At 62.2% G+C, this 22,646-nt stretch carries 15 protein-coding genes and 1 pseudogene; 1 reads left to right on the forward strand and 15 read right to left on the reverse strand.

Features of this window, described 5'->3' with window-relative positions:
* Positions 1 to 62 precede the first annotated feature (62 nt).
* The 12 genes and pseudogenes from HALAL_RS0114980 to gsmA form a co-directional block, all read right to left on the reverse strand.
* Positions 63 to 1,559 (reverse strand): YfcC family protein, encoded by a 1,497-nt coding sequence (locus HALAL_RS0114980; protein ID WP_025274778.1) that lies wholly within the window; start codon positions 1,557 to 1,559, stop codon positions 63 to 65.
* A 63-nt stretch (positions 1,560 to 1,622) separates the two neighbouring features.
* Positions 1,623 to 3,131 (reverse strand): YfcC family protein, encoded by a 1,509-nt coding sequence (locus HALAL_RS0114985; protein ID WP_025274779.1) that lies wholly within the window; start codon positions 3,129 to 3,131, stop codon positions 1,623 to 1,625.
* Positions 3,128 to 4,153, reverse strand: a complete 1,026-nt coding sequence (locus HALAL_RS17850; RefSeq protein ID WP_025274780.1) for a VanZ family protein — start codon at positions 4,151 to 4,153, stop codon at positions 3,128 to 3,130. The genes HALAL_RS0114985 and HALAL_RS17850 overlap by 4 nt, the downstream gene beginning before the upstream one ends.
* A 58-nt stretch (positions 4,154 to 4,211) precedes the next feature.
* Positions 4,212 to 4,637 (reverse strand): annotated as a pseudogene (gene aroQ, locus HALAL_RS18300) (type II 3-dehydroquinate dehydratase); the annotation flags it as partial.
* Positions 4,634 to 6,193 (reverse strand): 3-dehydroquinate synthase, encoded by a 1,560-nt coding sequence (gene aroB / locus HALAL_RS0114995; protein ID WP_025274781.1) that lies wholly within the window; start codon positions 6,191 to 6,193, stop codon positions 4,634 to 4,636. The gene aroB and the pseudogene aroQ, both read right to left, overlap by 4 nt.
* Positions 6,186 to 7,373, reverse strand: coding sequence for a chorismate synthase (gene aroC, locus HALAL_RS0115000; protein ID WP_025274782.1), 1,188 nt, complete (start codon positions 7,371 to 7,373; stop codon positions 6,186 to 6,188). Before aroC ends, aroB begins: the two co-directional genes overlap by 8 nt.
* Positions 7,374 to 7,443: 70 nt before the next feature.
* Positions 7,444 to 8,031 (reverse strand): prepilin peptidase, encoded by a 588-nt coding sequence (locus HALAL_RS0115005; protein WP_025274783.1) that lies wholly within the window; start codon positions 8,029 to 8,031, stop codon positions 7,444 to 7,446.
* A 342-nt stretch (positions 8,032 to 8,373) separates the two neighbouring features.
* Entirely contained in the window at positions 8,374 to 11,313 is a 2,940-nt protein-coding gene (uvrA, locus tag HALAL_RS0115015) for an excinuclease ABC subunit UvrA (protein ID WP_025274784.1), read from the reverse strand.
* Between the two features lie 218 nt (positions 11,314 to 11,531).
* A complete protein-coding gene (locus HALAL_RS0115025) occupies positions 11,532 to 13,625 on the reverse strand; it encodes an iron ABC transporter permease (protein WP_025274785.1) in 2,094 nt (697 codons plus the stop codon).
* Complete coding sequence (locus HALAL_RS0115030; RefSeq protein ID WP_025274786.1) at positions 13,626 to 14,609, reverse strand: ABC transporter substrate-binding protein; 984 nt, start codon at positions 14,607 to 14,609, stop codon at positions 13,626 to 13,628.
* Between the two features lie 107 nt (positions 14,610 to 14,716).
* The gene (locus tag HALAL_RS0115035) at positions 14,717 to 15,544 is read right to left on the reverse strand and encodes an ABC transporter ATP-binding protein (protein ID WP_025274787.1); all 828 of its coding nucleotides are present in this window, start codon (positions 15,542 to 15,544) and stop codon (positions 14,717 to 14,719) included.
* Positions 15,545 to 15,626: 82 nt separating this feature from the next.
* Entirely contained in the window at positions 15,627 to 16,703 is a 1,077-nt protein-coding gene (gene gsmA / locus HALAL_RS17855) for a sporangiospore maturation cell wall hydrolase GsmA (protein WP_084472039.1), read from the reverse strand.
* Between the two features lie 181 nt (positions 16,704 to 16,884).
* Between gsmA and typA the strand changes: the two genes are divergently transcribed.
* Positions 16,885 to 18,753 carry a translational GTPase TypA gene (gene typA / locus HALAL_RS0115045; protein WP_025274789.1) on the forward strand — a complete coding sequence of 623 codons (1,869 nt, stop codon included), beginning with the start codon at positions 16,885 to 16,887 and terminating at the stop codon, positions 18,751 to 18,753.
* A gap of 109 nt (positions 18,754 to 18,862) precedes the next feature.
* Here the strand turns inward: typA and HALAL_RS0115050 are convergent, their stop codons facing one another.
* The 3 genes from HALAL_RS0115050 to ftsL form a co-directional block, all read right to left on the reverse strand.
* Positions 18,863 to 19,777: a PAC2 family protein gene (locus tag HALAL_RS0115050; protein WP_025274790.1), complete on the reverse strand. Its 915-nt coding sequence runs from the start codon at positions 19,775 to 19,777 to the stop codon at positions 18,863 to 18,865.
* A gap of 161 nt (positions 19,778 to 19,938) precedes the next feature.
* On the reverse strand, positions 19,939 to 22,098 hold the full coding sequence (locus HALAL_RS0115055) for a peptidoglycan D,D-transpeptidase FtsI family protein (RefSeq protein ID WP_025274791.1): 2,160 nt from the start codon (positions 22,096 to 22,098) through the stop codon (positions 19,939 to 19,941).
* A 1-nt stretch (position 22,099) separates the two neighbouring features.
* Positions 22,100 to 22,645 (reverse strand): cell division protein FtsL, encoded by a 546-nt coding sequence (ftsL, locus tag HALAL_RS0115060; RefSeq protein WP_025274792.1) that lies wholly within the window; start codon positions 22,643 to 22,645, stop codon positions 22,100 to 22,102.
* Position 22,646 lies beyond the last annotated feature (1 nt).

The raw sequence follows: 22,646 nt of genomic DNA on the forward strand, positions 1-22,646 counted from the left end.
CGGCAATTCTATGGTCACCGCGACGCGGGATATGGATCGGTGGAGAAGCCCGACATCCGGATTTACGCAATCCATGCCGCCGCCGCTAGGAAGGCGCACACGGCCAGAAACAGGATTCCCATCAGCGGGAGCACGAAGCGAAGATACCTGTCATAACGCACCTTGGCCAAGGCGAGACCGCCCATGACCACCGCAGAGGTGGGGGTTATCAGGTTGACCCAGCCGCTGGCCGCTTGCCAGGCGGTAACGGCCAGGGAACGTTCCACTCCGGCGAAGTCCGCCAAGGGAGCCATGATGGGCATGACCAGGGTTGCCGCTCCCGAGGAGGACGGGACGAGGAAGGAGATGGGGATGTTCACGGCGAACACCGCCATCGCGAAGACTCCCCCGTCGGTTCCCGATACGACGTTTTCCAGGGAGTGCAGCACGGTGTCGGTGACGTAGGTGTTGGTCATGATGGTGGTGACGCCGCGCGCAAGGATGATGATGAGACCGGCTCCGATGAAGTCTCCGAATCCCGTGATGATTCCATCGGTGGTTCCCTTTTCCCCGAGCCCCGCGATGGCTCCGGTCACGCAGGCCATGATCAAGAAGAGGGCCGACAGCTGCGGGAAGTACCAGTCCAGCTGCCAGGCGTAGGAGTCCGCTTGCGGCCCTTCGATCACGCTGGCCCACGGCACGATCGAGTAGATCATGAACGCGAAGGTGGCGGCGACGAGCCACAAGATGACGCGTTGTCGCGCGGTAGGCGGCTCGGGCATAGGACTGTTGGCGGCGTCGAAGTCCCGGTCGCCGTCGAGATAGCCGGAAAGGGACCGTTCGGGGTCGCGTTTGACGCGAGTGGCATAGCGCAGGACGTAGGCTATGACGACCGACACCAATACCAGCCACATGACGGCACGGAGAAGAATGCCGTCGCCCACTGAGACGCCGGCGATGCTGGAGGCGATTCCGGTGGCGAAAGGGTTGACGGTGGAGCTGAGGACTCCGATGCCGGCTCCGGCGATGATCACTCCCACGGCCGTCATCCGGTCGTACCCGAGTCCCAAAATGAGCGGCACGATGATGACGTAGAAGCCCAGGGTTTCCTCGGCGAATCCCTCGACCGTCCCGGCGAGCGCGAACACGGCCATGATGACCACGATGAGGCTCAGCGACCGGTGACGGAGTCGATGCGAGAGTCGTGAGATTCCGCGTTCGAGGGCCCCGGTCTTCATGACCACGGTGATGTAGGCGCCGACGGCGAGGACGTAGAAGAATATTCCGGCGGAACCGTAGAGTTCGCCGCTGGTAGTGGGGCTGACAAGCCCGCTGTCGGCGTTGTGTAGCCCGTAGAGTCCGTTGATCGGGCTCATGACGAGGTGTTCGAGACGTTCCCAGATGCCGAGGGTGACGTCGAACGGTTGGTAGGTTCCCTGGATGGGTCGTCCGTCGGCGTCGAGTTCGTACTGTCCGGGTGGGATGGCGAAGGCGGCCGCCCAGACGATGAGTGTGACTGCCACGAGGACCGTGTAGGCGGTGGGGAAGGTGAATTTCTTCTTGTGGGCAAGGGTGGTCATGGGCTAAGTCCGTTCGTCACCCGTTTGGGCGGGACATTGTAGGGAATCGTCACGTCGTCGGTTCTAACCAATCCAGGCAGCCATCGCGAGGAAAGCGCAAATGAGCAGGAACAATATACCCATGAGCGGCAGCACGAAGCGAAGATACCTGTCGTAGCGGACCTTGGCGAGCGCCAGTCCACCCATGACCACTGCCGTAGTGGGAGTGACGAGGTTGATCCATCCGCTGGCCGACTGCCAGGCCGTGACGACTAGGGAGCGGGGCACTCCGGCGAAGTCGGCCAAGGGGGCCATGATGGGCATCGCCAGAGTGGCGTGGCCGGAGGTGGACGGGATCAAGAACGCCAGAGGAATATTAACAATGAAAACGCCGATCGCAAAGACTCCGGAGGAGGTGCCGGATACCACTCCTTCCAGGGAATGGAGCACGGTGTCGGTGATGTCGGTGTTGTTCATAATGACGGTGACACCGCGTGCGAGGACGATGACGAATCCCGCTCCGATGAAGTCGCCGAACCCTTTGACTATTTCAGTCGACATGGCTTCTTCTCCGAGGCCGCCGACGATACCGACGGCGACGGAGGCGAGAAGGAACAGGGCGGTGAGTTCGGGGAAGTACCAACCGAGTTCCCAAGCGTACGAGGTTGTTTCGGGTCCTTGGATGACTTCGGACCAGGGCATGATCGCGAAGATCATGAACAGGAAGGTCGCGACGACGATGGTCAGGGCGGCTTTATGCCGTCCGTTAAGCGCTTCGGGTTCATGGTCGGCGACGATGTCGCGGTCGCCAGGCTGGAATCCGGAGAGGGAGCGGGCGGGATTGTTTTTCACGCGTTGGGCGTACCAAAGGACGTAGGCGACGGTTACCGCTGTAAGGACAAGGAACATCGCCAGTCGCCATTCGATACCGTCGCCGATGGGAATTTCGGCGGCGGAGGAGGCGATTCCGGTGGCGAAGGGATTGACTGTAGAGCAGAGGACTCCGACTCCCGCGCCGCAGATGATGGCTCCGACAGCGGTCATGCGGTCATATCCGAGGGCGAGCATCATCGGAATGATCAGGGCGTAGAAGCCGAGGGTTTCCTCGGCGAATCCTTCGACGGTGCCGGCGAGCGCGAACACGGCCATGATTCCGACGATGAGGAGGAGAGAGCGGTGTCGTAGCCGGTGGGCCAGGCGTCCGATGCCGCGATCAAGTGCGCCGGTCGCGAAGGTGACGGTGATGAAGGCGCCTACGGCGAGGACGAAGAAGAACACCGCCGCCGCGCCGTACAGTTCACCACTGAGGTCGGCGCCGACCCGTTGACTGTCGGTGTTTTGGATTCCGTACAGCCCGTTGATGGGTGATAGGAGGAGGTCGTGGAGACGGTCGAGAAATCCGTAGTCGGTGTCGATGCGTTCGTAACTGCCTGCGATGGGGCGGCCGTCGTCATCGAGCCGGTACCGTCCGGGAGGGATGAAGAACGCTGCGATCCACACGCCGAGTGCGACGAGGGCGAGGACGGTGTAGGCGGAGGGGAATTTCCAGGTTGTGGATGGTTGTTCGGTGGCGTCGGGCGTGTCGGTGCTCATTGTCGAGTCCCTGCGGCAAACCGTTGTAGGAGGGCGGTTTCGGCGAGCGTGTTGTTGCCCGGTTCACTGAGTTGTACTCGTTCGTCGAGGCGGGGACGGACGTACGGTTCCCTGGCGGGCGTCGTGGTGTCGATTTCCGTTCGGTCGAGACCGATCCCGGCGTTGGCGGGTCCGTCACGAATCTGTTTACTTATGAAGTGTGTAGCCGGTTTCGTTTCAGCCGAGTAGGTGACTTCGGCCGGGAGTGTTTTGAGGACATTGGTCGCCCCCGGCACAAGTCCGGCGATGACGTCACGGAGGCTGTTGCTGGAACGATCCACTGTTCCATGGAAGCACTCGTCATGGCTCGGGTCAGACGATTCGGAGGATCCGGATTCCCGTGCGGTGACCGTTTTCGAGTCAAGCGATAGGTTGAACTTAAAGTTCCGACAACTGTGCCATGTCGCCCGCCGGGGTAAACGGGGTTCTTCCAAGAGGTCAGCATCGGGTTCAGTCGTGTGGCGCAGGTGTAGTCGCCAATATCGGTAGGAGAGAAAACAACCGAAGTACGCTCCCAGGCTGTTGAGCATCAGATCGTCGATCGAAGCGACACGCCCGTTCGAGGAGACATACTGGACGGTTTCGATAGCTAGGGAGAGTGTAAAACCGATCAGCAAGGCGTGAACGGGCCGCAATGGGAACCGCACCAACAGCGCGGCGGTCAATACCGCGAAGAGAACGAGGTTGCCACCGATCTGCACGGCCACATAATCCCACTGGGTGCCCAGATTCGTCATATCGGTGAACGGAACCGTGTAGAGCACGACGGCGGGCGCATCGGTCGGGGTCAATGCCATGACCACCAACGGCAAGGTCACCACGCACGCGGCGATGTCCCATGCCGCGATGGCCCACGGGCGACGCGATCGGTCGGTCCGAGCCCGTCTCCACGCCATCACGAGTATCGCACCGCACAGCAGTCCCAGTACCGGCCCCAACTGGTACAGCACTACGTCGGCGAACCAATGCCGGTAATTGATCATCGCGGTTGTCGTATTCCGCCTTCACTGTCGATCCGGACGGCTCTGAAGACGATTCCGAGGTCAATCGGGCCAGCTGCTGCAGTGCCAAGCGGTATCCGTCCACACCCAAGCCCACAATGACGCCGGTGGCGTGCGGGGAAATAAAGGAGTGATGACGGAATTCCTCCCGAGCGAAGACATTCGACAGATGAACTTCCATCATCGGTGCCCTCAACTGGGCGACCGCATCCGCGACGGCGACCGAGGTGTGAGTCCACGCGGCCGCGTTCATCACGACCGGTGTCGATTCGTCCGCCGCCTCGTGGATCCACTCCACAAAGCGGCCTTCGTAATTGGTCTGACGAACCTCGACATCGTAGCCGAGTTCCCGGCCGACGTCTTGGCACAGTCGCACAAGCGAAGCGTAATCGTTCTGGCCGTAAATCGACGGCTCACGCTTACCGAGCCGATTCAGGTTCGGCCCGTTCAACACTACGATCTTCACGACGATACCTTTCCGAACGCTTCGGCTTGCAGTGACGCGGGGACGTCGGACACCGCCGCGGGTTGCGCGATGTCGTCCAGAAGAACAAAACGCTGCGTGGAACCCCGGTTTTTCTTATCGACCACCATGGCGTGACGCAATGAGTCCCAATCGGACCCCGAATACGAGGTGGGAAGGCCGACCGACTCCAGAATACGACGGAGTCGGCGCGTCACGTTCACACGTTCGGTGAGAGCGCCCAACTCGGCGGCGTACACCATCCCGATCGCGACGGCGAAACCGTGGCGAAGCCGGTACCGTTCCTGTTTTTCAATCGCATGCGCCAGCGTGTGCCCAAAGTTCAACCACACGCGTTTACCCTGTTCGGTAAGATCCTCCCCCACAATATCGGCCTTCACCGCTATGGCACGCCGCATCAATTCCGGGACCAGAGAACCGTTGGGATCCAGGGCTCCGGCCGGATCGTGCTCAATGAGGTCGAGAATGGTCGTATCGCAGATGAATCCGGCCTTGATGATTTCCGCCAGCCCGTTGGACATCTCCTCCCGCGGCAGAGTTCGCAACATACGGGTATCGCAAAGCACCGCCTTAGGTGGATGGAAGGCACCCACGAGATTCTTCCCGGCGGCGGTGTTGATTCCCGTCTTACCACCTACAGCGGCATCAACCGCCCCCAACAGACTGGTGGGCAGGTGGACGACGTCGACTCCGCGCAACCAGGTGGCGGCCACAAACCCCGCCACATCGCTGACGGCTCCGCCTCCCACTGAGACGACCGCATCGGTACGGGTGAAGCCCTCTTCGCCTAGGGCTTCCCAGCACTGACCGACCACGTCCAATTCCTTGCCCGCTTCGGCGTCCGGAATTTCCAGTGTGACAATACGGCGCCCTTGGGGTAGAGCCGCCAGAATGTCCCGTACCTGTGGTTCCACGGTCGGGGAGTATATGAAGGCGATTTTTTCGGCATCCGGCAGGACCTCGTCCACAAGCGTGGCCGTTCCCGGTCCGATGGTCACCGAGTACGGACGCGCGGCGTCGGGCACCTCGACGGCGCTCCAGCGTGTCAATCCGGCGATCGTGCGGGCCAGTTGCGCGGGTGAGGAACCGGTGGTGTCAATCTCGTGCTCGGCCACTTCTGCGTACCAGGGCAGCCGTTGCTCGGCGAGTGAGCGCAGTGTGGCCCTGGGGTTGATGGCCAAGAGAGGACGCGGGGCGTCGAGTTCGGCCCGGCGCAATGCCTCGGTAATGGCGACCTGAAGGTGGATGACCGTCTGACCGCTCAGTAGTTCACGTACTTGTGGAGAGGAGACCGCCCCTCCCCCGAGCGAGATGACGCCGTCGTGCTCGGCGATGGCGGCCGCGACCGCCTTCCGTTCCAGTTCCCGGAAATGGTCCTCCCCGTGGTTGACGAAGATGTCGCTGACGCTCGTTCCGGCCGTACGGGCGATGTCGTCGTCGGTGTCGCGGAAGGGCAGGTCGAGCAGAGCGGCCAGTTCGTGTCCCACGGTGGTTTTCCCGGCTCCGGGGAGGCCGACGAGCACAATCGGTTTACTCATCGACCGACACCGCCAACCCGTTGAGGTATCCGGCGGCATTGCGGGAGGTCTCGACGATGTTGTCGCCGCCGAACTTCTCTAGGGCCGCTTCGGCTATCACATAGGCGACCATGCTTTCGGCGACCACTCCCCCGGCGGGAACGGCGCAGACGTCGGAGCGTTGGTTGATGGCCTCGGCGGCTTCACCGCTGTCGACGTCGACCGTCTGCAACGGTCTGGTGAGCGACGATATGGGCTTGAAGGCCGCGGAGGCACGCAGCGGCTGCCCGGTGGTGATGCCACCTTCCAGACCACCCGCGCGGTCGGTGAGGCGGTGCACGCCGGTATCGGTGGGAACCATTTCGTCATGAGCTTGGGAACCGAAGGACTGCGCTTGGGCGAATCCGTCTCCCATTTCAACGGCCTTCACCGACTGAATGGACATCAACGCGGCAGCGAGCCGAGCGTCGAGTTTACGGTCCCACTGCACGTGACTGCCGAGCCCCGGAGGGACGTTGAATCCGATGATCTCCGCGACTCCGCCCAGCGTGTTGGCGTCCTTTTTGGCAGCGTCGACTTCGGCGACCATGCGTGCGGAAGCGTCCGGATCGACCGTCCGCAAAGGATCGGCGTCGATGGACGGAAGATCGTCGGCGGAGGGGCGCCGGTCGGTCGCAATCGATACCGAACCGATCGTGGTGATATGCGAGAGGACGTCGATCCCATACGCCTGTTTGATAAAGGCTTTGACCAGAGCACCACCGGCCACGCGTGCGGCGGTCTCCCGCGCCGAGGCCCGTTCCAGAATAGGACGGGAATCACGATGGGAGTACTTCTGCATTCCGGCAAGGTCGGCGTGTCCGGGTCGTGGACGCCGCAGGGGCGCATTGCGCGCCAACCCTTCCAGTTCGTCCTCTGGAACCGGGTCGGCGGCCATGACCTTCTCCCATTTGGGCCATTCGGTGTTGCCGATGCGGATGGCGACCGGTGAGCCAAGGGTGTATCCATGGCGAACTCCGCCGATGAACGAGACGTCGTCGGCCTCGAACTTCATTCGCGCACCACGTCCATACCCCAAGCGTCTGCGAGCCAGCTCAGCGGCGATCACCTCGGTAGTGATCGCGATTCCGGCGGGCAGTCCGTCAACGGTCACGACCAGTTCGGGGCCGTGCGATTCTCCAGCGGTCATCCATCTCAACACACCGGTAGTCTCTCATGTCAACGCTGTCTGACCGGGCGAGACCTGGTGGTGTCTCAGGTCCTGAACACATTCAGGCACTGACAAGGAGGGCAAGTGCACTACCGGTAACCATGGCGGGGCCGTAGGGAAGCCGGCGACGTCGACGTACGAGAGCCGCCACCGCCCAAGGGGCGGATACGACGAGAGTGGCGACGACGGCGATGAGAGGAGTCGTGCCGTCGTTCCAGGCAAGACTGAAACTGAGCATTCCGGCCAGTTTCACGTCGCCCATGCCGAGTTGCCCGGCGAGAACTCCCAGGGCATACGCCGTCATCACGATTCCGGCGGCAATCGGGATTCGTACCATACGATCGGCGTCGGCGGTGGCGATCACGACGGCGGCCAAAAGCGGGTATGGGCCGAGAGTCAAGAGATCGGGCAAGCGGAATTGGTAGTGGTCTATCCACACGGCCGGCAGCCCGGCCAGAACGGTGACCCCGAGGGCCAGATAGTGGAGGGGGTCGGTGGCGCTGTAATGCACGACCAGGACGGCGCCGACCGTGGCGGCGGTGAACAACCGGATCGGGGGACGACGAGCGACCGCCAGGGTGACAATGTGGCGCAAGAGGGGACTGAGCACCATGGCCACCAGAACGAGAAAGGGGACCGCCGAGGGCATTATGTCGCCCTCAGCGGTCCGTCAGCCGGTTGTATTCGTGTTACCACACAACCTCGCAGTGAATTGTTGCGCTTTGGGGCGCAACGGTTTCTGGGTGCGTGTCACTTTAGTGAGCGAATGGGGGTTGACGGTGGCGACACGCCTTGGACGCTTCTGTCGGGATGCCGACACCGCTCATGTGGGTGATGATCACACTAGAGATCCCCGCCGCAACGAATGGAACCCGACGGATTGACGGTGCCCGTGACCGGCACCCCTACCCAAAAAAGCAACTCCGCCGACCCGAAATGGATCGGCGGGGCGACGGTCCGCGGTGTGCCGCCGTTGCGACGGCGCACTTGATTACGGCATAATCTTTCCCTTATTTCCGGCGGTGGCACGTTGACCGGCAATGGTTGAATCGGGTGACGTCGTGCTGCCCGTCAACAGCGGCCGGAGGAATCGTCCGGTGTGGCTGGCCTCGATGTCGGCGACTTCCTCGGGAGTCCCCACGGCCACCAGTTCACCACCCTTGTCGCCGCCTTCCGGACCGAGATCGATCAACCAGTCCGACGACTTGATGATGTCGAGGTTGTGCTCGATCGTAATGACGGTGTTTCCCTTGTCCACCAAACCTTCGATGACCCCCAGCAAACGCCGTATGTCCTCGAAGTGCAGTCCCGTCGTCGGTTCGTCCAGAATGTAGACGGTTTTGCCGGTCGACCGCTTCTGCAGTTCCGAGGCGAGTTTCACGCGCTGAGCCTCTCCACCGGACAACGTGGGAGCGCTCTGTCCCAATCTGACGTAACCCAAGCCCACCTCCACCAAGGTCTTGAGGTGCCGGTGAATCGACTGAATCGGCTCAAAGAACTCGGACGCCTCCTCGATCGACATTTCCAGTACGTCGGAGATCGTCTTGCCTTTGTAGTGCACCTTCAAGGTGTCGCGGTTATAGCGCGCCCCATGGCATTCTTCGCAGGGTACGTACACGTCCGGCAGGAAGTTCATCTCGATCTTGAGTGTGCCGTCTCCGCTGCAGGTTTCGCAACGCCCGCCCTTTACGTTGAAAGAGAAGCGTCCCGGACCCCAGCCGCGTACCTTGGCTTCGGGCGTTCCGGAGAACAGCTTGCGGATCTTGTCGAACACTCCGGTATAGGTCGCCGGGTTGGAACGCGGAGTCCGTCCAATGGGAGACTGATCGACTCCAACGATCTTGTCCACGTTCTCGGTTCCCGTGACCGTGCGGTGTTTCCCGGCGACAAGCTTGGCCCCACTGATCTCGGCGGCCAAAGTGTTATACAGAATGTCGTTGACCAGGGTCGACTTTCCAGATCCGGACACCCCGGTGACGGTAATGAGCGCTCCGCCGGGGAACGGTACCGTAATGTCACGCAGGTTGTTCTCACGCGCGCCTTCGATGACGACTTGACGATCGGTGTCCGGCACCCGTCGGCTCGGCGGAATTTCAATACGCTTGCGATCGGCGAGGTAATCGCCGGTCAACGAGTCTTCATCGGCCTTCAACCCGGCGACGTCACCCGCATAGACCACTTGGCCGCCGTGCTCGCCGGCTCCCGGACCCACATCGACCACGTAGTCGGCCACATTGATGGTGTCTTCGTCGTGTTCGACGACGATGAGCGTGTTGCCGAGGTCGCGGAGTCGGGTGAGCGTATTGATGAGTCGATTGTTGTCGCGCTGGTGCAGACCGATCGACGGTTCGTCGAGCACGTACAGAACACCGACGAGGCCGGCTCCGATCTGGGTCGCCAGGCGGATGCGTTGCGCTTCCCCACCGGACAGTGAACCGGCGGAGCGAGCGAGGGACAAATAGTCCAATCCGACGTCGAGCAGGAAGCGCAGACGTTCGTTGACTTCTTTCAGAATCGGAGTGGCGATCATGACGTCGCGCTCCGACAGTTCAAATCCGGCGAAGAACTCCTTGGCGTCGGTGATGGAGAGGTCGCACACGTCGGCGATGCTCTTGCCCTCGATCGTCACCGCCAGCACCTCGGGTTTCAAGCGAGCGCCGTGACAGCTGGAGCAGGGAATCGCGCGCATGAACTGTTCGTACTTTTCGCGGGTCCAGTCCGAATCGGTATCGGCGTGTCGCCGCTGCACCCAGGGAATGACGCCTTCGAAGCGCGTCTCGTAGGCGCGACGATGTCCACGTTTGTTGCGGTACGACACCTGGAGCGTTCGGTCGAAGCCGTACAGAACCGCGTTCTGTGCTTTCTCGGGCAGTTCGTCCCACGACGTGTCGACGGAAAAGTCCATCGCCTCGCCCAGTGCGATCAATTGATACAGGAAGTAGTCGCCCATGCCGACCGAGGACCAGGGTGCGAGTGCTCCTTGGCGAATCGAGGCCGCGTGGTCGCGGATGACCAGTTCGGGGTCCACCTCTTTGCGCATTCCCAGTCCCGAACATGTGGGGCAGGCACCGAACGGCGCGTTGAAGGAGAACGTCCGTGGTTCGATTTCTTCCAGGGCGATCGGGTGGTCGTTGGGGCACGCCAGCTTCTCTGAAAAACGCCGAAAGCGATCCGGGTCGTCTTCCGGTTGGTCGACGAACTCGATCTCCACCACTCCGTCGGCCAGTCCGAGAGCGGTTTCGATTGAATCGGTCAACCGCTGTAGGGCGTTGGGTTTCAGGGCGATGCGGTCGACGACGACTTCGATGTCGTGTTTTTCCTGCTTTTTCAGTTTGGGGACGTCGGTGAGGGTATAGACCGTCCCGTCGACGCGAGCGCGCACGTACCCCTGTTGCTGTAGGTCGTGGAAGAGGTCGACGTACTCTCCCTTGCGTCGACGCACGACGGGCGCGAGCACCTGAAAACGGGTTCGTTCGGGAAGTTTGGCCAGGTGGTCGGTAATCTGCTGGGGAGATTGCCGGGTGATGGGCTCGCGACAGATCGGACAGTGGGCGATACCGATGCGTGCGTAAAGCAGGCGCAGGTAATCGTATATCTCGGTGATCGTACCGACTGTGGAGCGAGGGTTGCGTGACGTCGATTTCTGATCGATCGACACCGCTGGAGACAGTCCCTCGATGAAGTCCACATCCGGTTTGTCCATCTGCCCCAGGAACTGGCGCGCGTAGGCCGACAGCGATTCCACATACCGGCGCTGCCCTTCGGCGAAGACCGTGTCGAAGGCCAAGGACGACTTTCCGGAGCCCGAGAGGCCGGTAAAAACAATGAGCGAATCGCGTGGAAGATCGACGTCGATGTCTTTAAGGTTGTGTTCGCGTGCTCCGCGCACCACGATTGAATTCGAGGACGATTCGTACGTATTGCTTGCCACAGGCCTAACCTAACCTCCGGGTATGACATCTCAGGGCGACCGTCTCCGATCCGGGAGAGAGTGCTGTTCCTCACGGTGGAGACCGAGGTTCGTCCCCGATCGACGAGTCTGACGATGGACTGTACCGATACCGCGTTCACGGCGTTCCAACTGACTATGATAACTCGCCGCGGGCCGGTCGCGTACCTGTGTGCGCCGCAACTCCGGCGATTCATTGTCTAGGCGCGAGAACGCCACAGCAAGTAGATGAAGTAGGGCGTGCCGACCATGGCGCAGACCAGTCCGGCGGGGATCTGAGCGGGCGCGATGATCCAGCGTCCGATCGTATCGGAGACGCTCACCAGGATCGTACCGATCAACATCGCCACCGGAAGGACCGCCGCCGTCCGCGTTCCGACGAAGGCACGGGCCATATGCGGCGCGACGAGCCCGACGAAACCGATCACGCCGACCGTCACCACTGCCGACGCGGCCAGAACGGCGGCCAGTCCCAACACCAGCAGACGGGTTCGTTCCAGACGGAGCCCGACCAGGCGCGGGGTGTCCTCGTCGAGTGCCATCAGATCGATGTCGCGGCGGTAGCTGAACAGGAAGGGCACGATGACGGCGAGCGCACAGGCCACGGGTACCAGACGTGCCAGGGTACGTCCGTAGGTCGTACCGGAGAGCCAGGTCAGGGCCTTGGGGGTGTTCCAGGGGTCGGAATAGGTGATGATGACGACCGTCAGAGCGGAGGCGATGGCCGAGACGGCGATGCCGATGAGGACGAGTCGCGCGGTGGACAGTCCTCCCTTCCAGGCCAGGAGGTAGATGAGTGCGAAGGTTCCCACTGCGCAGAGAGTTGCGATTCCCATGATCGACCAGGTACCGGCCTGTGGCCACCAGGTGATCAGCGCGACGGCGCCGACTCCGGCACCGGCGGTGACTCCGAGGATTCCCGGTTCGGCCAGGGGGTTGCGGCAGACGGCTTGCGTGGCGGTTCCGGAGGCGGCGAGTGCGGCTCCGGCCAGGAGGGCGGCGAGTACGCGGGGCCAGCGTTGGTCGAGTATCCAGGTGTAGGCGGCTCCAGTTTGGCCTTGTAGCCAGTTGAGGATGTCGCCGCCGAGCATGATCGTTTCGCCGGCCAGCAGCCCGAGGAACATGGCGGCCACGGTGGCGGCTGTTAGGGCGACGAGCAGGGTGAGGTACGCGGCGCGGCGCATTCCCACGGTTCGTACGTCGGTGGTGGGTGTTCCGACCGGGCTGTCGGTGATGCGGCGAGCGACCCAGACCATGATGCCTGCGCCGACGACCGTGGTGGCCACCCCGATGGGGATGATGACGGTGACTCCCGCGCCGAGGAGACCTCGCATGGCCACGTCGGCCGATAGCAGCACGAGCATTCCCACTAGTGCCGATAGAGGTAGCAGTACTCTATGCGCACTGAGGCCGGGTAGGCGCTGTGCGATACCGGCGGCAATGACCGGCGCGGCCAGGCCGACGAATCCGACGGGACCGGCGATGGATACCGCACAGGAGGCCAGGAGCAGTGCGAGGATTACCCCGATCAGCCGCGTGCGCTTTACTCGAATCCCCAGGCTGCTGGCCGTATCGTCGCCTAGGCGGAGTACGTCGAAGCGTCCCGCCATGAGGATCGCGGCGGCGAAGCTGAGGCCGATGACCCAGGTGGAGTCGAGGAGGGCGTCGAAGTCGGTGAGGTTGAGGTTTCCCGATCCCCAGGCGAAGAGTCCGGTGGTGCGTTCCTGGAACAGCAGCAGGAGGACGTTGGTGAGTGCGGTAGCCGCCAATGCGGTGGCCGAACCGGCCAGGATCAAGCGGGTCGTGGACGCTCCACCGCCTGCCGACAGCAGTAGCACTAGTCCGGCCGTCGCGAGTGCGCCGAGGAAGGCCACTCCAATGCCGAGGTTGAACGGAAGGGTAATGCCGAATGCCGCCACGGCGGTGACGGCGAGGTACGCTCCGGCGTTGACGGCGAGGGTATCGGGGCTGGCCAGTTTGTTGCGGGATATTGATTGCAGTAGGAGTCCGGACGCTCCGAGCGCGCCTCCCACCGCGATGGCGGCGGTGGTCCGGGGCAGTCGTGAGGCGGTGACGACATTGGCGACGTGTGATGGGGCGTCTCCGAATATCAGCGACCAGATATCGCTGAAGCTGACGGTCGATGTTCCTTGGGCGAGGTGAAACGCCGCCACGACCATGATCGCGATGCCGAGTCCGGCCATGGTGGCGATACCGGCTAGTCGTTGTCGGCGGGCATCGCCTCCGGCCGGGACGGTTGGCGTGGACGGTTGTGGCGGCGTTTCGGTGTGCATTTAGCCGACGTAGATCTCTTCGAGTACGTCCAGGAAGTGCAGCGTGGCCGCCGGGCCGCCGAAGGTCCAGGTGCCGTGCGGCAGTTCTTCGAGACGGTCGTTCTGGACGAACTCCAGGGACGCCCAGATGTCGTTGTCGGACAGTACTTCGGTGTAGATGTTGCTGTTGTCGGAGTTGGAGTGCATGAAGATGAGGTCGTTGTCTTTGAATTCGGCCAGCGATTCCACGTCGGTGTTGGACAGACCCCACTGCCCGTCGCTTTCTCCGTCCCAGGCGTTCTCCAGCCCGACGGCCTTGGCGACGGCGCCGAGGTTGGAGCGTTCGGTGAAGAGGCGAACGGTCACCGCCGAGTCTTGGACGTGTCCGTCGGCGAGGAGGAAGGGAACGTCGGCGTTGTCGGATTCGCTGATGGCTTGGGTGACTTCGTCGATGCGTTCGTCGACGTCGTTCAGCAGCTCCTCGGCGGCGTCTTCGGTTCCGGTCGCGGTCGCGATGCGTTCGACGTCGCGGGCGGTCGAGCCGAGGGGGTCGTCTTCGGTGTTGCCTTCGGTGACGAGAACGGGGACGAACTCTTCGAGCTTGTTCACCAGTTCTTCGTTGCGCATTTCGGCGACGACCAGGTCGGGATTCAGTTTGGCGATGGCGTCTTCCGAGGGCTCCTTACGAGTCCCCACATCGGTGGTGACGTCCTCGTCCAGAGGTTCGATGGCACCGGCCCAGGTTTGGTAGCCGTCCATACCGGCGACGCCGACGGGGTCGACGCCGAGGCTGGTGAGGATTTCGGCTTCCTTCCATTCCAGCGCGACGACGTCTTCGGCCGGGCCGTCCAGGGTGATTTCCTTGTCCCGGGAGTCGGTCAGGACGATCTCCTCGCCTGACGACTCGTCGTCGTTCGAGCCCGCTTCGGTGGTTCCACAGGCCGACAGCGCTACGACGCTGAGCAAACCGAGTCCGAGCCCGGTCATTGTCATGGTGTTTTTCATGTTTTCCTTTGGTGTTCGTTGTCGGTGAGCCGGAATTCGTCCGCCTGTTTTGGACCGCGGTCGACTACGGTTCCAGGTGGTCTGAGTGTTTCCGGCTCGGTTTCGTTCTATGCGGTCGCTACCGCCGAGGTGCGACGCCCGTAATGTCTGCCTCTGGGTTGGCAGTTCAAACAACCCGTGGCGGGATCGTCGCTGACGTCGATAGGAATTCCGTAGACCGAGCTGAGATTCTCAGAGGTCAAGACCTCTTCAGCCGGACCGGTGGCCACCACCTTCCCTTGGGACAGCAGCACAATGGCGTCGGCCACGGCGGCGGCCTGATTGAGGTCGTGCAGGACGACCCCTATCGCCACCGTGTGCAGTTCGGCCAGGTCGCGGATCAAATCCAGGGATTCGACCTGATAGCGCAGGTCGAGGTGGTTGGTCGGTTCGTCTAGCAGCAGGGTGTCGGTATTCTGAGCCAGAGCCATGGCGAACCAGACCCGCTGTTTTTCACCCCCGGACAGAGCGTCGACCGAACGCTGCGCCATATGGGTGACTCCGCAGATGTCCATGGCGCGGGCGATGTAGTCGGCCCCGTCGGCGTCGCCGTTTCGAAAGCGACCACGGTAGGGATGACGCCCATAGGCGATCAAATCGACCACGCGAATCCCTCCGGGGCTGGGACGCGATTGCGCCAACAGCGCCACGTGACGGGCGAATTCCTTGGGATGCAGGTGTTCGGCCCGCGTGCCGTCCGGGAATGAAACGCTCCCGTCGGTGGGTTGGTGCAGCTGTGCCATGGCACGCAAGAGAGTGGACTTGCCACTGCCGTTGGGCCCGATGAGGGCGGTCACCCGCCCGGGGGTGAGGTTGAGGGAGGCACCGTCGACTGCGTTCATCCCGCCATAGGACAGGCGCAAGTCGGTACCTGTGAGTCCAGCGCGATCCGGCATGAAGTTAGGGTAACCTACCCTATTTTTTGACCCACATCGGGTTAGGCTACCCTAAAACAAGAGAATCGGAGCTGGTCACGACCTAGTCGTACTGATATAGATCGTATCCGTCCATAATATCGATCAGTTTATCGGCGTACTTCGGATCGGTGGCGTAGCCGGCTTTCTGCAACTGCCGGGCAAATTGCCGCGGATCGTCCCTCACCGCCATCGCGTCGGCGTATCGCGACCAGGTCGAAAGCAGCTCACCGTGATCACGGTAGGAATCGGCGGGTGATCGATAGGCGCGGAACGTCGCCTCCACATCCGAACACTTTCCCGTCGGAGTGCACTCGAAGGTTCCATAATCACGACACCCCAACGCGAGGTCGCCCGGAGATCCGAAACACTTCATTCCAAAGAAGTTGTGGTCCTCCCGGGCGAGCGCGCCATGGCCCCACGCCGATTCCAAAACGGCCTGCGCCAGGGTGACCGATGCGGGTACTCCAGTGTCGTCCTGAGATTTCTGAGCGGCGGGTGCGTGCGTTTCGAGGAAACCCGCGTTCCCACCCTTCGGAATCGACGGTGCCTCCTGCCCACACCACGGCAACCAGGCCGCGCCGTCACTCCAGCGCACATAAAATCCGGAGATGAAGCGCTGGTCACTCAAGCGAAGCCAGACGTGATCGTCGAAGATGCTCTCTCCCCAGGTCTGGCACTCCACATCTACCGTCGCACCGTTGGCCACTCGATCGACCGGCCCGCGTTTGACGTTCGCGGCGGGCCGTACATTCAGATAGGAACCGGGAGTGTGGACCGTCGCCTCGGTGGCTCGCGGCTCGCCTCCCGAACACCAGGGCACCGGGTTCTCGCCTCGTTTTAGGAACGCACCGCTGATCCAGCGTTTCGGCCCTAGAGCGATCCATGTGCTTGTCGAAGAGACGGCCCCACTGATGTGCTCGCCGCGCACCTGACACACCGGAGATACCGCCGACCCGTCGTTCACGGCGTCGACGATGCGATGCTCCACTGTCGGGCCGGATCGCACGTTCAAGCTCGACCCGCCCGTGTGGACGACCGTGGCGGCCTCCGAGGCGACGGCCGCGGTGGGCACAACAAAGACACCGCTCAATGCCGCTACCGCGATGGCGACTCCTACCCGAAAATACGATTTCCTCATGAATGATGAGCTTAATAGTCATGACGAAAGCTATGAGCGTTTTACAGATTTTCCTTCGATTCGGGCTTAATCGACGTTTTGCGGCCGATCCGTCGCTTCCTTGCCTTTGTAAGATGGTTCTCAGTCTCACCTGGGCGGCCTGAGCCCCACACAGTGACCCGAGTCGGTCACAATGGCCCATGTGCTTAAAGAACGTAAAGACCTGCGCAATATCGCGATCGTCGCCCACGTCGACCATGGAAAGACCACCCTGGTCGACGGCATGCTGCGCCAAGCGGGCGCCTTTCGCGAGGGAGCGCACGTCGATGAACGAGTCATGGACTCCATGGACCTGGAACGCGAGAAGGGGATCACCATTCTCGCCAAGAACACCGCCGTACATTACGCGAATCCCGACGGCGACGATATGGTGATCAACATTATCGACACCCCGGGGCACGCGGATTTCGGCGGCGAAGTCGAACGCGGCCTGACGATGGTCGACGGGGTCGTGCTCCTGGTGGACGCCTCCGAAGGACCGCTACCGCAGACCCGCTTCGTGCTGCGCAAGGCGCTGGAGGCCCGCCTGCCGATCGTGTTGGTGATCAATAAGGTGGATCGACCCGACGCGCGCATCGACGGGGTCCTCAATGACACCTACGACCTGTTCCTGGACCTTGACGCCGACGAGGATCAGATCGAGTTCCCGATCGTTTACGCCGCGGCCATCGACGGTGTCGCCTCCACAACCCAGCCGGAGGACGGTCAGGTTCCCAGTGATTCCGAGAACCTCAAACCTCTGTTCGATGTGCTGTTGGAGACCATTCCCGCTCCGACCTATACCGAGGACAAACCGCTCCAGGCTCAGGTCACGAACCTCGACGCCTCACCGTTCCTCGGCCGCCTCGCGCTCTGCCGCGTCCATGAGGGAACGATCTCCAAGGGACAGACGGTCGCCTGGTGCAAACGTGACGGCACCACGACCAATGTCAAGATCTCCGAAATGCTCATGACCGAAGGTCTGGAGCGCAAGAGCGCCGAACGGGCCGGTCCGGGCGACATCATCGCGGTGGCCGGAATCTCCGACATCATGATCGGAGAGACCCTCGCCGACGCCAACGAGCCCGAACCGCTTCCGCTGATTACCGTGGACCAACCTGCCGTTTCCATGACCTTGGGGACCAATACGTCTCCCTTGGCGGGGCGGGTCAAGGGCTCCAAGATCACCGCCCGACTCGTCAAGGACCGCCTCGACAGCGAATTGGTGGGTAACGTGTCCATCAAGGTCGCCCCGACCGAACGTCCCGACACGTGGGAGGTCCAGGGACGTGGTGAACTGGCGCTGGCGATTCTGGTGGAACAGATGCGCCGCGAAGGTTTCGAATTGACGGTGGGTAAACCGCAGGTGGTCACCCAGGAGATCGACGGTAAGCTCTGCGAACCGGTGGAGCGCCTGACGGTGGACGTCCCCGAGGACTATCTGGGAGCGGTCACACAGCTTCTCGCGACGCGCCGGGGACGCAATGAGAAGATGATCAACCACGGCACCGGCTGGGTGCGCATGGAATGGCTCATTCCCGCACGCGGCCTCATCGGATTCCGAACCGAGTTCTTGACCGTGACGCGTGGAACCGGGATCGCCCACCACGTCTTCGAAGGCTACGAGCCGTGGGCCGGCGAAATCAAAACCCGCCAAAGCGGTTCCCTCGTCGCCGACCGGTCCGGCAAGGCCATGTCCTATGCGATGTTCAATCTCCAAGAACGCGGGACCCTGTTCGTGGAGCCTGGAACCGAGGTCTACGAAGGCATGATCGTCGGTGAGAATTCACGTCCCGACGATATGGACGTCAACATCACCAAGGAAAAGAAGTTGACCAACGTCCGTTCCGCGGCCGCAGACGAGTTGGAACGTCTGGTTCCACCGCGCCGCCTCTCATTGGAACAGGCACTCGAATTCTGTCGTTCGGACGAGTCGGTTGAGATCACACCCGACAACATCCGCATCCGAAAGACGATTCTGAATCTCAAGGAACGCGGCCGAGCCGCCGCCCGGGCCAAGCACGGCCGCTAATCACGACTCCGGTAAAAGTCAAGGCCGGGAGGACGCAGTCGATCGTCCTCCCGGCCTTGACTTGTGCCTGACCGTAAAAATGCGGTAGGCCGGGTCGGCACCGAAACTCTCAATCGTCGCGACGCTTATCGTCCCGATCGGCCAGGAATCGTTCAAAGGCCTCCCCGAGTTCGTCGGCGGTCGGCATACGTCCTTCTTTCAGCATGTCATCGGCGTCGGCGGCCTCAGTGAACGAATCGTACTGCTCCTCAAGGGAATCAACGACTGACGCTACTTCCTCCGACTCATTGACCTGCTGTTCGATCTCGTCGTGTATCCGTTTGCCGTCCTCGTCAAGAGCGGCATCGGACGGCAGACTGAGACCGGTGGCGTCCTCGATCGCGCTCAAGAGGCGAACCGTAGCGGCCGGGTAGTTCATCTGCATGACGTAATGCGGCACGTGCACCGACAATCCGACGACGTCGCGTCCCGACTCTCCCAGGCGATACTCCAAGAGCCCCGCCATATGTCCCGGTACGGTGACTTCGTTGAAGACCGGTCGGTTGTCGAAGACCAGTTCCGGCCGCGAGGCGTGCACGGTCAAACCGACCGGTCGGGTATGCGGCACACCCATCGGTATGCCTTGGAAACTCACCGACACGGGAATATTCCAGTGATCGATGAGGCTCTCCACCGCGTCGATGAAACGCTCCCAGGCGAAATCAGGTTCCGGACCCCGCAGAAGCAGGAATGGATTGTCGTGTTCGTCGCGGAGGAGATACACCATCAACGACGGTGCGTCGTAATCGCTCCACCGGTCGATCTCAAAAGTCAATGGGGGACGGCGAGATCGGTAATCGATGAGTTGATCCACATTGAATGAGGCAACCGGGGTGTGTTCGTACGCGTCCAAAAGGAAATCCACAACGCCTTGCCCAGCCGAACCCGCATCCATGAATCCTTCAAAGTAGTACAGCAAAGGCGCTCCCCGCACATCAGCCGGTTCGGAGAGAATGTCACAGAGTGTCCACGGGTCTTGATTCAATGGCCAATTTCCTTACTGTTGGTTGACTCCAATGCTAACGCCCACCACCGGAATATTGTTCCACCTCTCCGGGAGGTGTCTGCCACGCGCCAAGCGTGCCCGGGACATACGCCCAAGCTAACGACCGACTGACGCGACCGGACCGGTGGGTCGAGCGAACGTCACCCCCATTCGTGGAACTCAGGCTTGTCGACATCCGAAGGTGCGACGCCGTAATACTCCAAAGCCAGTTCGTTCAGTTTCCCGAAGGCGTCTCCCGTGGTGGACCCACCACCGACTTCGGAGGGCACGTAAACGCTGACGGCGACAACGTAACGCGGGTCGTCGACCGGGCCGAAGCCCACGAAATTCGCCACGTTCCCCTCGGCATACCGACCGTCTTCAGCGTACAGACCGGTACCGGTCTTTCCCGCGATCCGATAACCGTCCAACTGAGCATTGTGTCCAGTACCGGTATCGGCTTCGATCGGAGCCTGCAACAGGTACTGCATGTCCTCGGCCGCTTCCTGCGACAGAACCCGACGTCGCTCTGGTTTCTCGGAGTCGACGGCAGAACCGTCGTCGTCGAGACGTGCCGAGATCAGACTCGGTTGGACGTACTCTCCGTCGTTGGCGATCGCACCATAGGCGGCGGCCATCTGGATGGTCGTCGTGGTGTCCTCGTGCCCGATCGGTATCGAACCGTACGAGGTCCCCGACCACTGGTCGGGCGGAAGCAGCATTCCCGACGCCTCCCCGGGCATTCCCAGTCCGGTGGGAGTTCCCAGCCCGAATTCCTGTTGATACTCGTAAACCGTGTCCGCGCCGAGTTCATCGGCGATCATGATCGTTCCGGTGTTCGACGACTGCGCCAGCATCCCTTCCACCGACAGTTCGGCACCCCCGTGGGGATAGGAATCGCGATACGTCTCATCGCCTTTGGTGATCGTCTGTGGAACGGCCATAACCGTGTCACGCTCGATGACCCCTTCGTTCAACCCGGCACCGAAGATCAGTGCCTTGTGGACCGAACCGGGATCGGTCACCTCACCGGTCGCATAGTCCCGCATCTGCTCGTCCGACAGGTCTCCGGGACGGGCGGAGTCGTAGGTCGGCGTCGACGCCAGCGACAGCACCTCTCCGGTGGCGGAGTCGAGAATGACCGCTGAACCGAATTCGGCACCCGCCTCCGACACGGTGTCCTGGAGAATGCGCTGGGTCTTGTACTGCAGATCGGAATCGATGGTGAGCTGGAGGTCCTTTCCGGGAACGGTGGGGTCCTCGCGGTAATACGCCCCGGGTATACGGTGCCCGTCCACACTGCGTTCATAGGCGATCTCGCCGTCCTTGCCCGACAGCCAGTCGTCATAGGACGCCTCTACTCCCAACAGCCCGTTGCCGTCGAGGCCGGTGAAACCCAAGATGTTGGCCGCGACGTCCCGCCACGGCACGACACGTTTCTCGTCATGCCCGACGATCAACCCCGGCTCCCCCAGTTCCTTCACCTGTTCTCCGGTCGACAGATCCACTCCACGCTGCAGAAAGCGAAATTCGACCGGTTTCCCCTCGGTGTCGGTTTCGGTGGCGAGGAGAGGTTCGATTTCGGAGGCACTGCGCCCGATCAAAGGCGCCAGAGTTACCGCGAGGTCGGCCGGTTCGCCGGTGAGGACCGTAGGATCGACCGCGATGTAATTGGCTTCCACCGTGTAGGCCATGCGGGTCCCGTTTCGGTCCATGATGGTGCCCCGTTGTGCCGGGACGGGCTGTACCGTCAAGCGTTGTTCATGGGCCGAGGCCGCCAGGCTGGCCGCGTCGAACACCTGCAGCTGAATCAGTCGACCCCCCGAAACCACCAGGAGAATAATGATGAAGGTGGCCATGATGCGCAGTCGCCGGTGGCTATTGCCCTGGCGGGGAAAGCCGTGGAGCGACCGAACCGTGCCGGGGGAATCCGGTGCGGCACCACGCTGACGCGGTTTGACCGCCGGGCGCGTGGTGCGCCGTTTGGGGTTCGAGCCGCCTCGACGTGCCTTCGGCTCGCGAGCGGTGTCGCCTTCCCCGGACGCTACGGTTCCGCTCCGCCGTCGGGTATCGCGGGCGATCGGGGTGGCTTCGGTGGCACGCCGTTGCCGCGAGCGCTGTGCGGCGCGTCGACGACGTTCGGCCCGGTCGTCTCCGGAGCGCGCCGCCGGTGGTTCGGGGGGATCTTCTCGCTGCGCGGAGGTGCGTTTGCGGCGGTTGGGGTTGGATTCGCGCAGCGTCCGTCCGCGTGGGGAGTAGCGGCGGGCGCGCGATATCGCCGACGGGTCGCGGTGCTGATCTGATTCGTCTGTGGGCGGCAATCTAGTTCCCGTTCCTCGGAATTTCGTATGTCTCGCCGGTCTCCAGGTCGAGGTAGGTTACCGTGTCCGGTTCTTCCATGCCGAGACGTTCGGCGGCGGCTTCCAAATTGTTCAGAGTGTTGAGGCGCGACAGGTCGTCTTCCAAGGCCTGTTCGGTGCGGGTCATTTCGACCTTGTCGTCACGCAATTCCTGCAGATGGAAGGAATCGCTGTTGATGGTGGTGTTGAGCAGCAGCAGCCCGACGATGGCGACCACGATCAGCGACAGTAGTCCCGCCACAAAGGCGGGCCGAGGCAGGGCGGTCAGGTCGGGGGCCGGTACCGCTTGGCGTCGTGGACGTGGTTGCCGCTGCGGCTTGGGTTCCGGTTCCGGCGACTCGATTTCGACCGGTTCGGGGTCCACGGCCAGGTTTCCGGTGGCCACGGTGGTGGGTTCTTCGGGCGCGACGTCTTCGGCTTTGCGTGCCCGTGCGGCGTTGGCGCGGGCGCGGCGGCGTGCCGAGCGAATGATCGCATCACTGTTGGCACGCGGTCCTCGTGCGGTCATG

Source organism: Haloglycomyces albus DSM 45210, from assembly GCF_000527155.1.
Taxonomy (GTDB): Bacteria; Actinomycetota; Actinomycetes; order Mycobacteriales; family Micromonosporaceae; genus Haloglycomyces; species Haloglycomyces albus.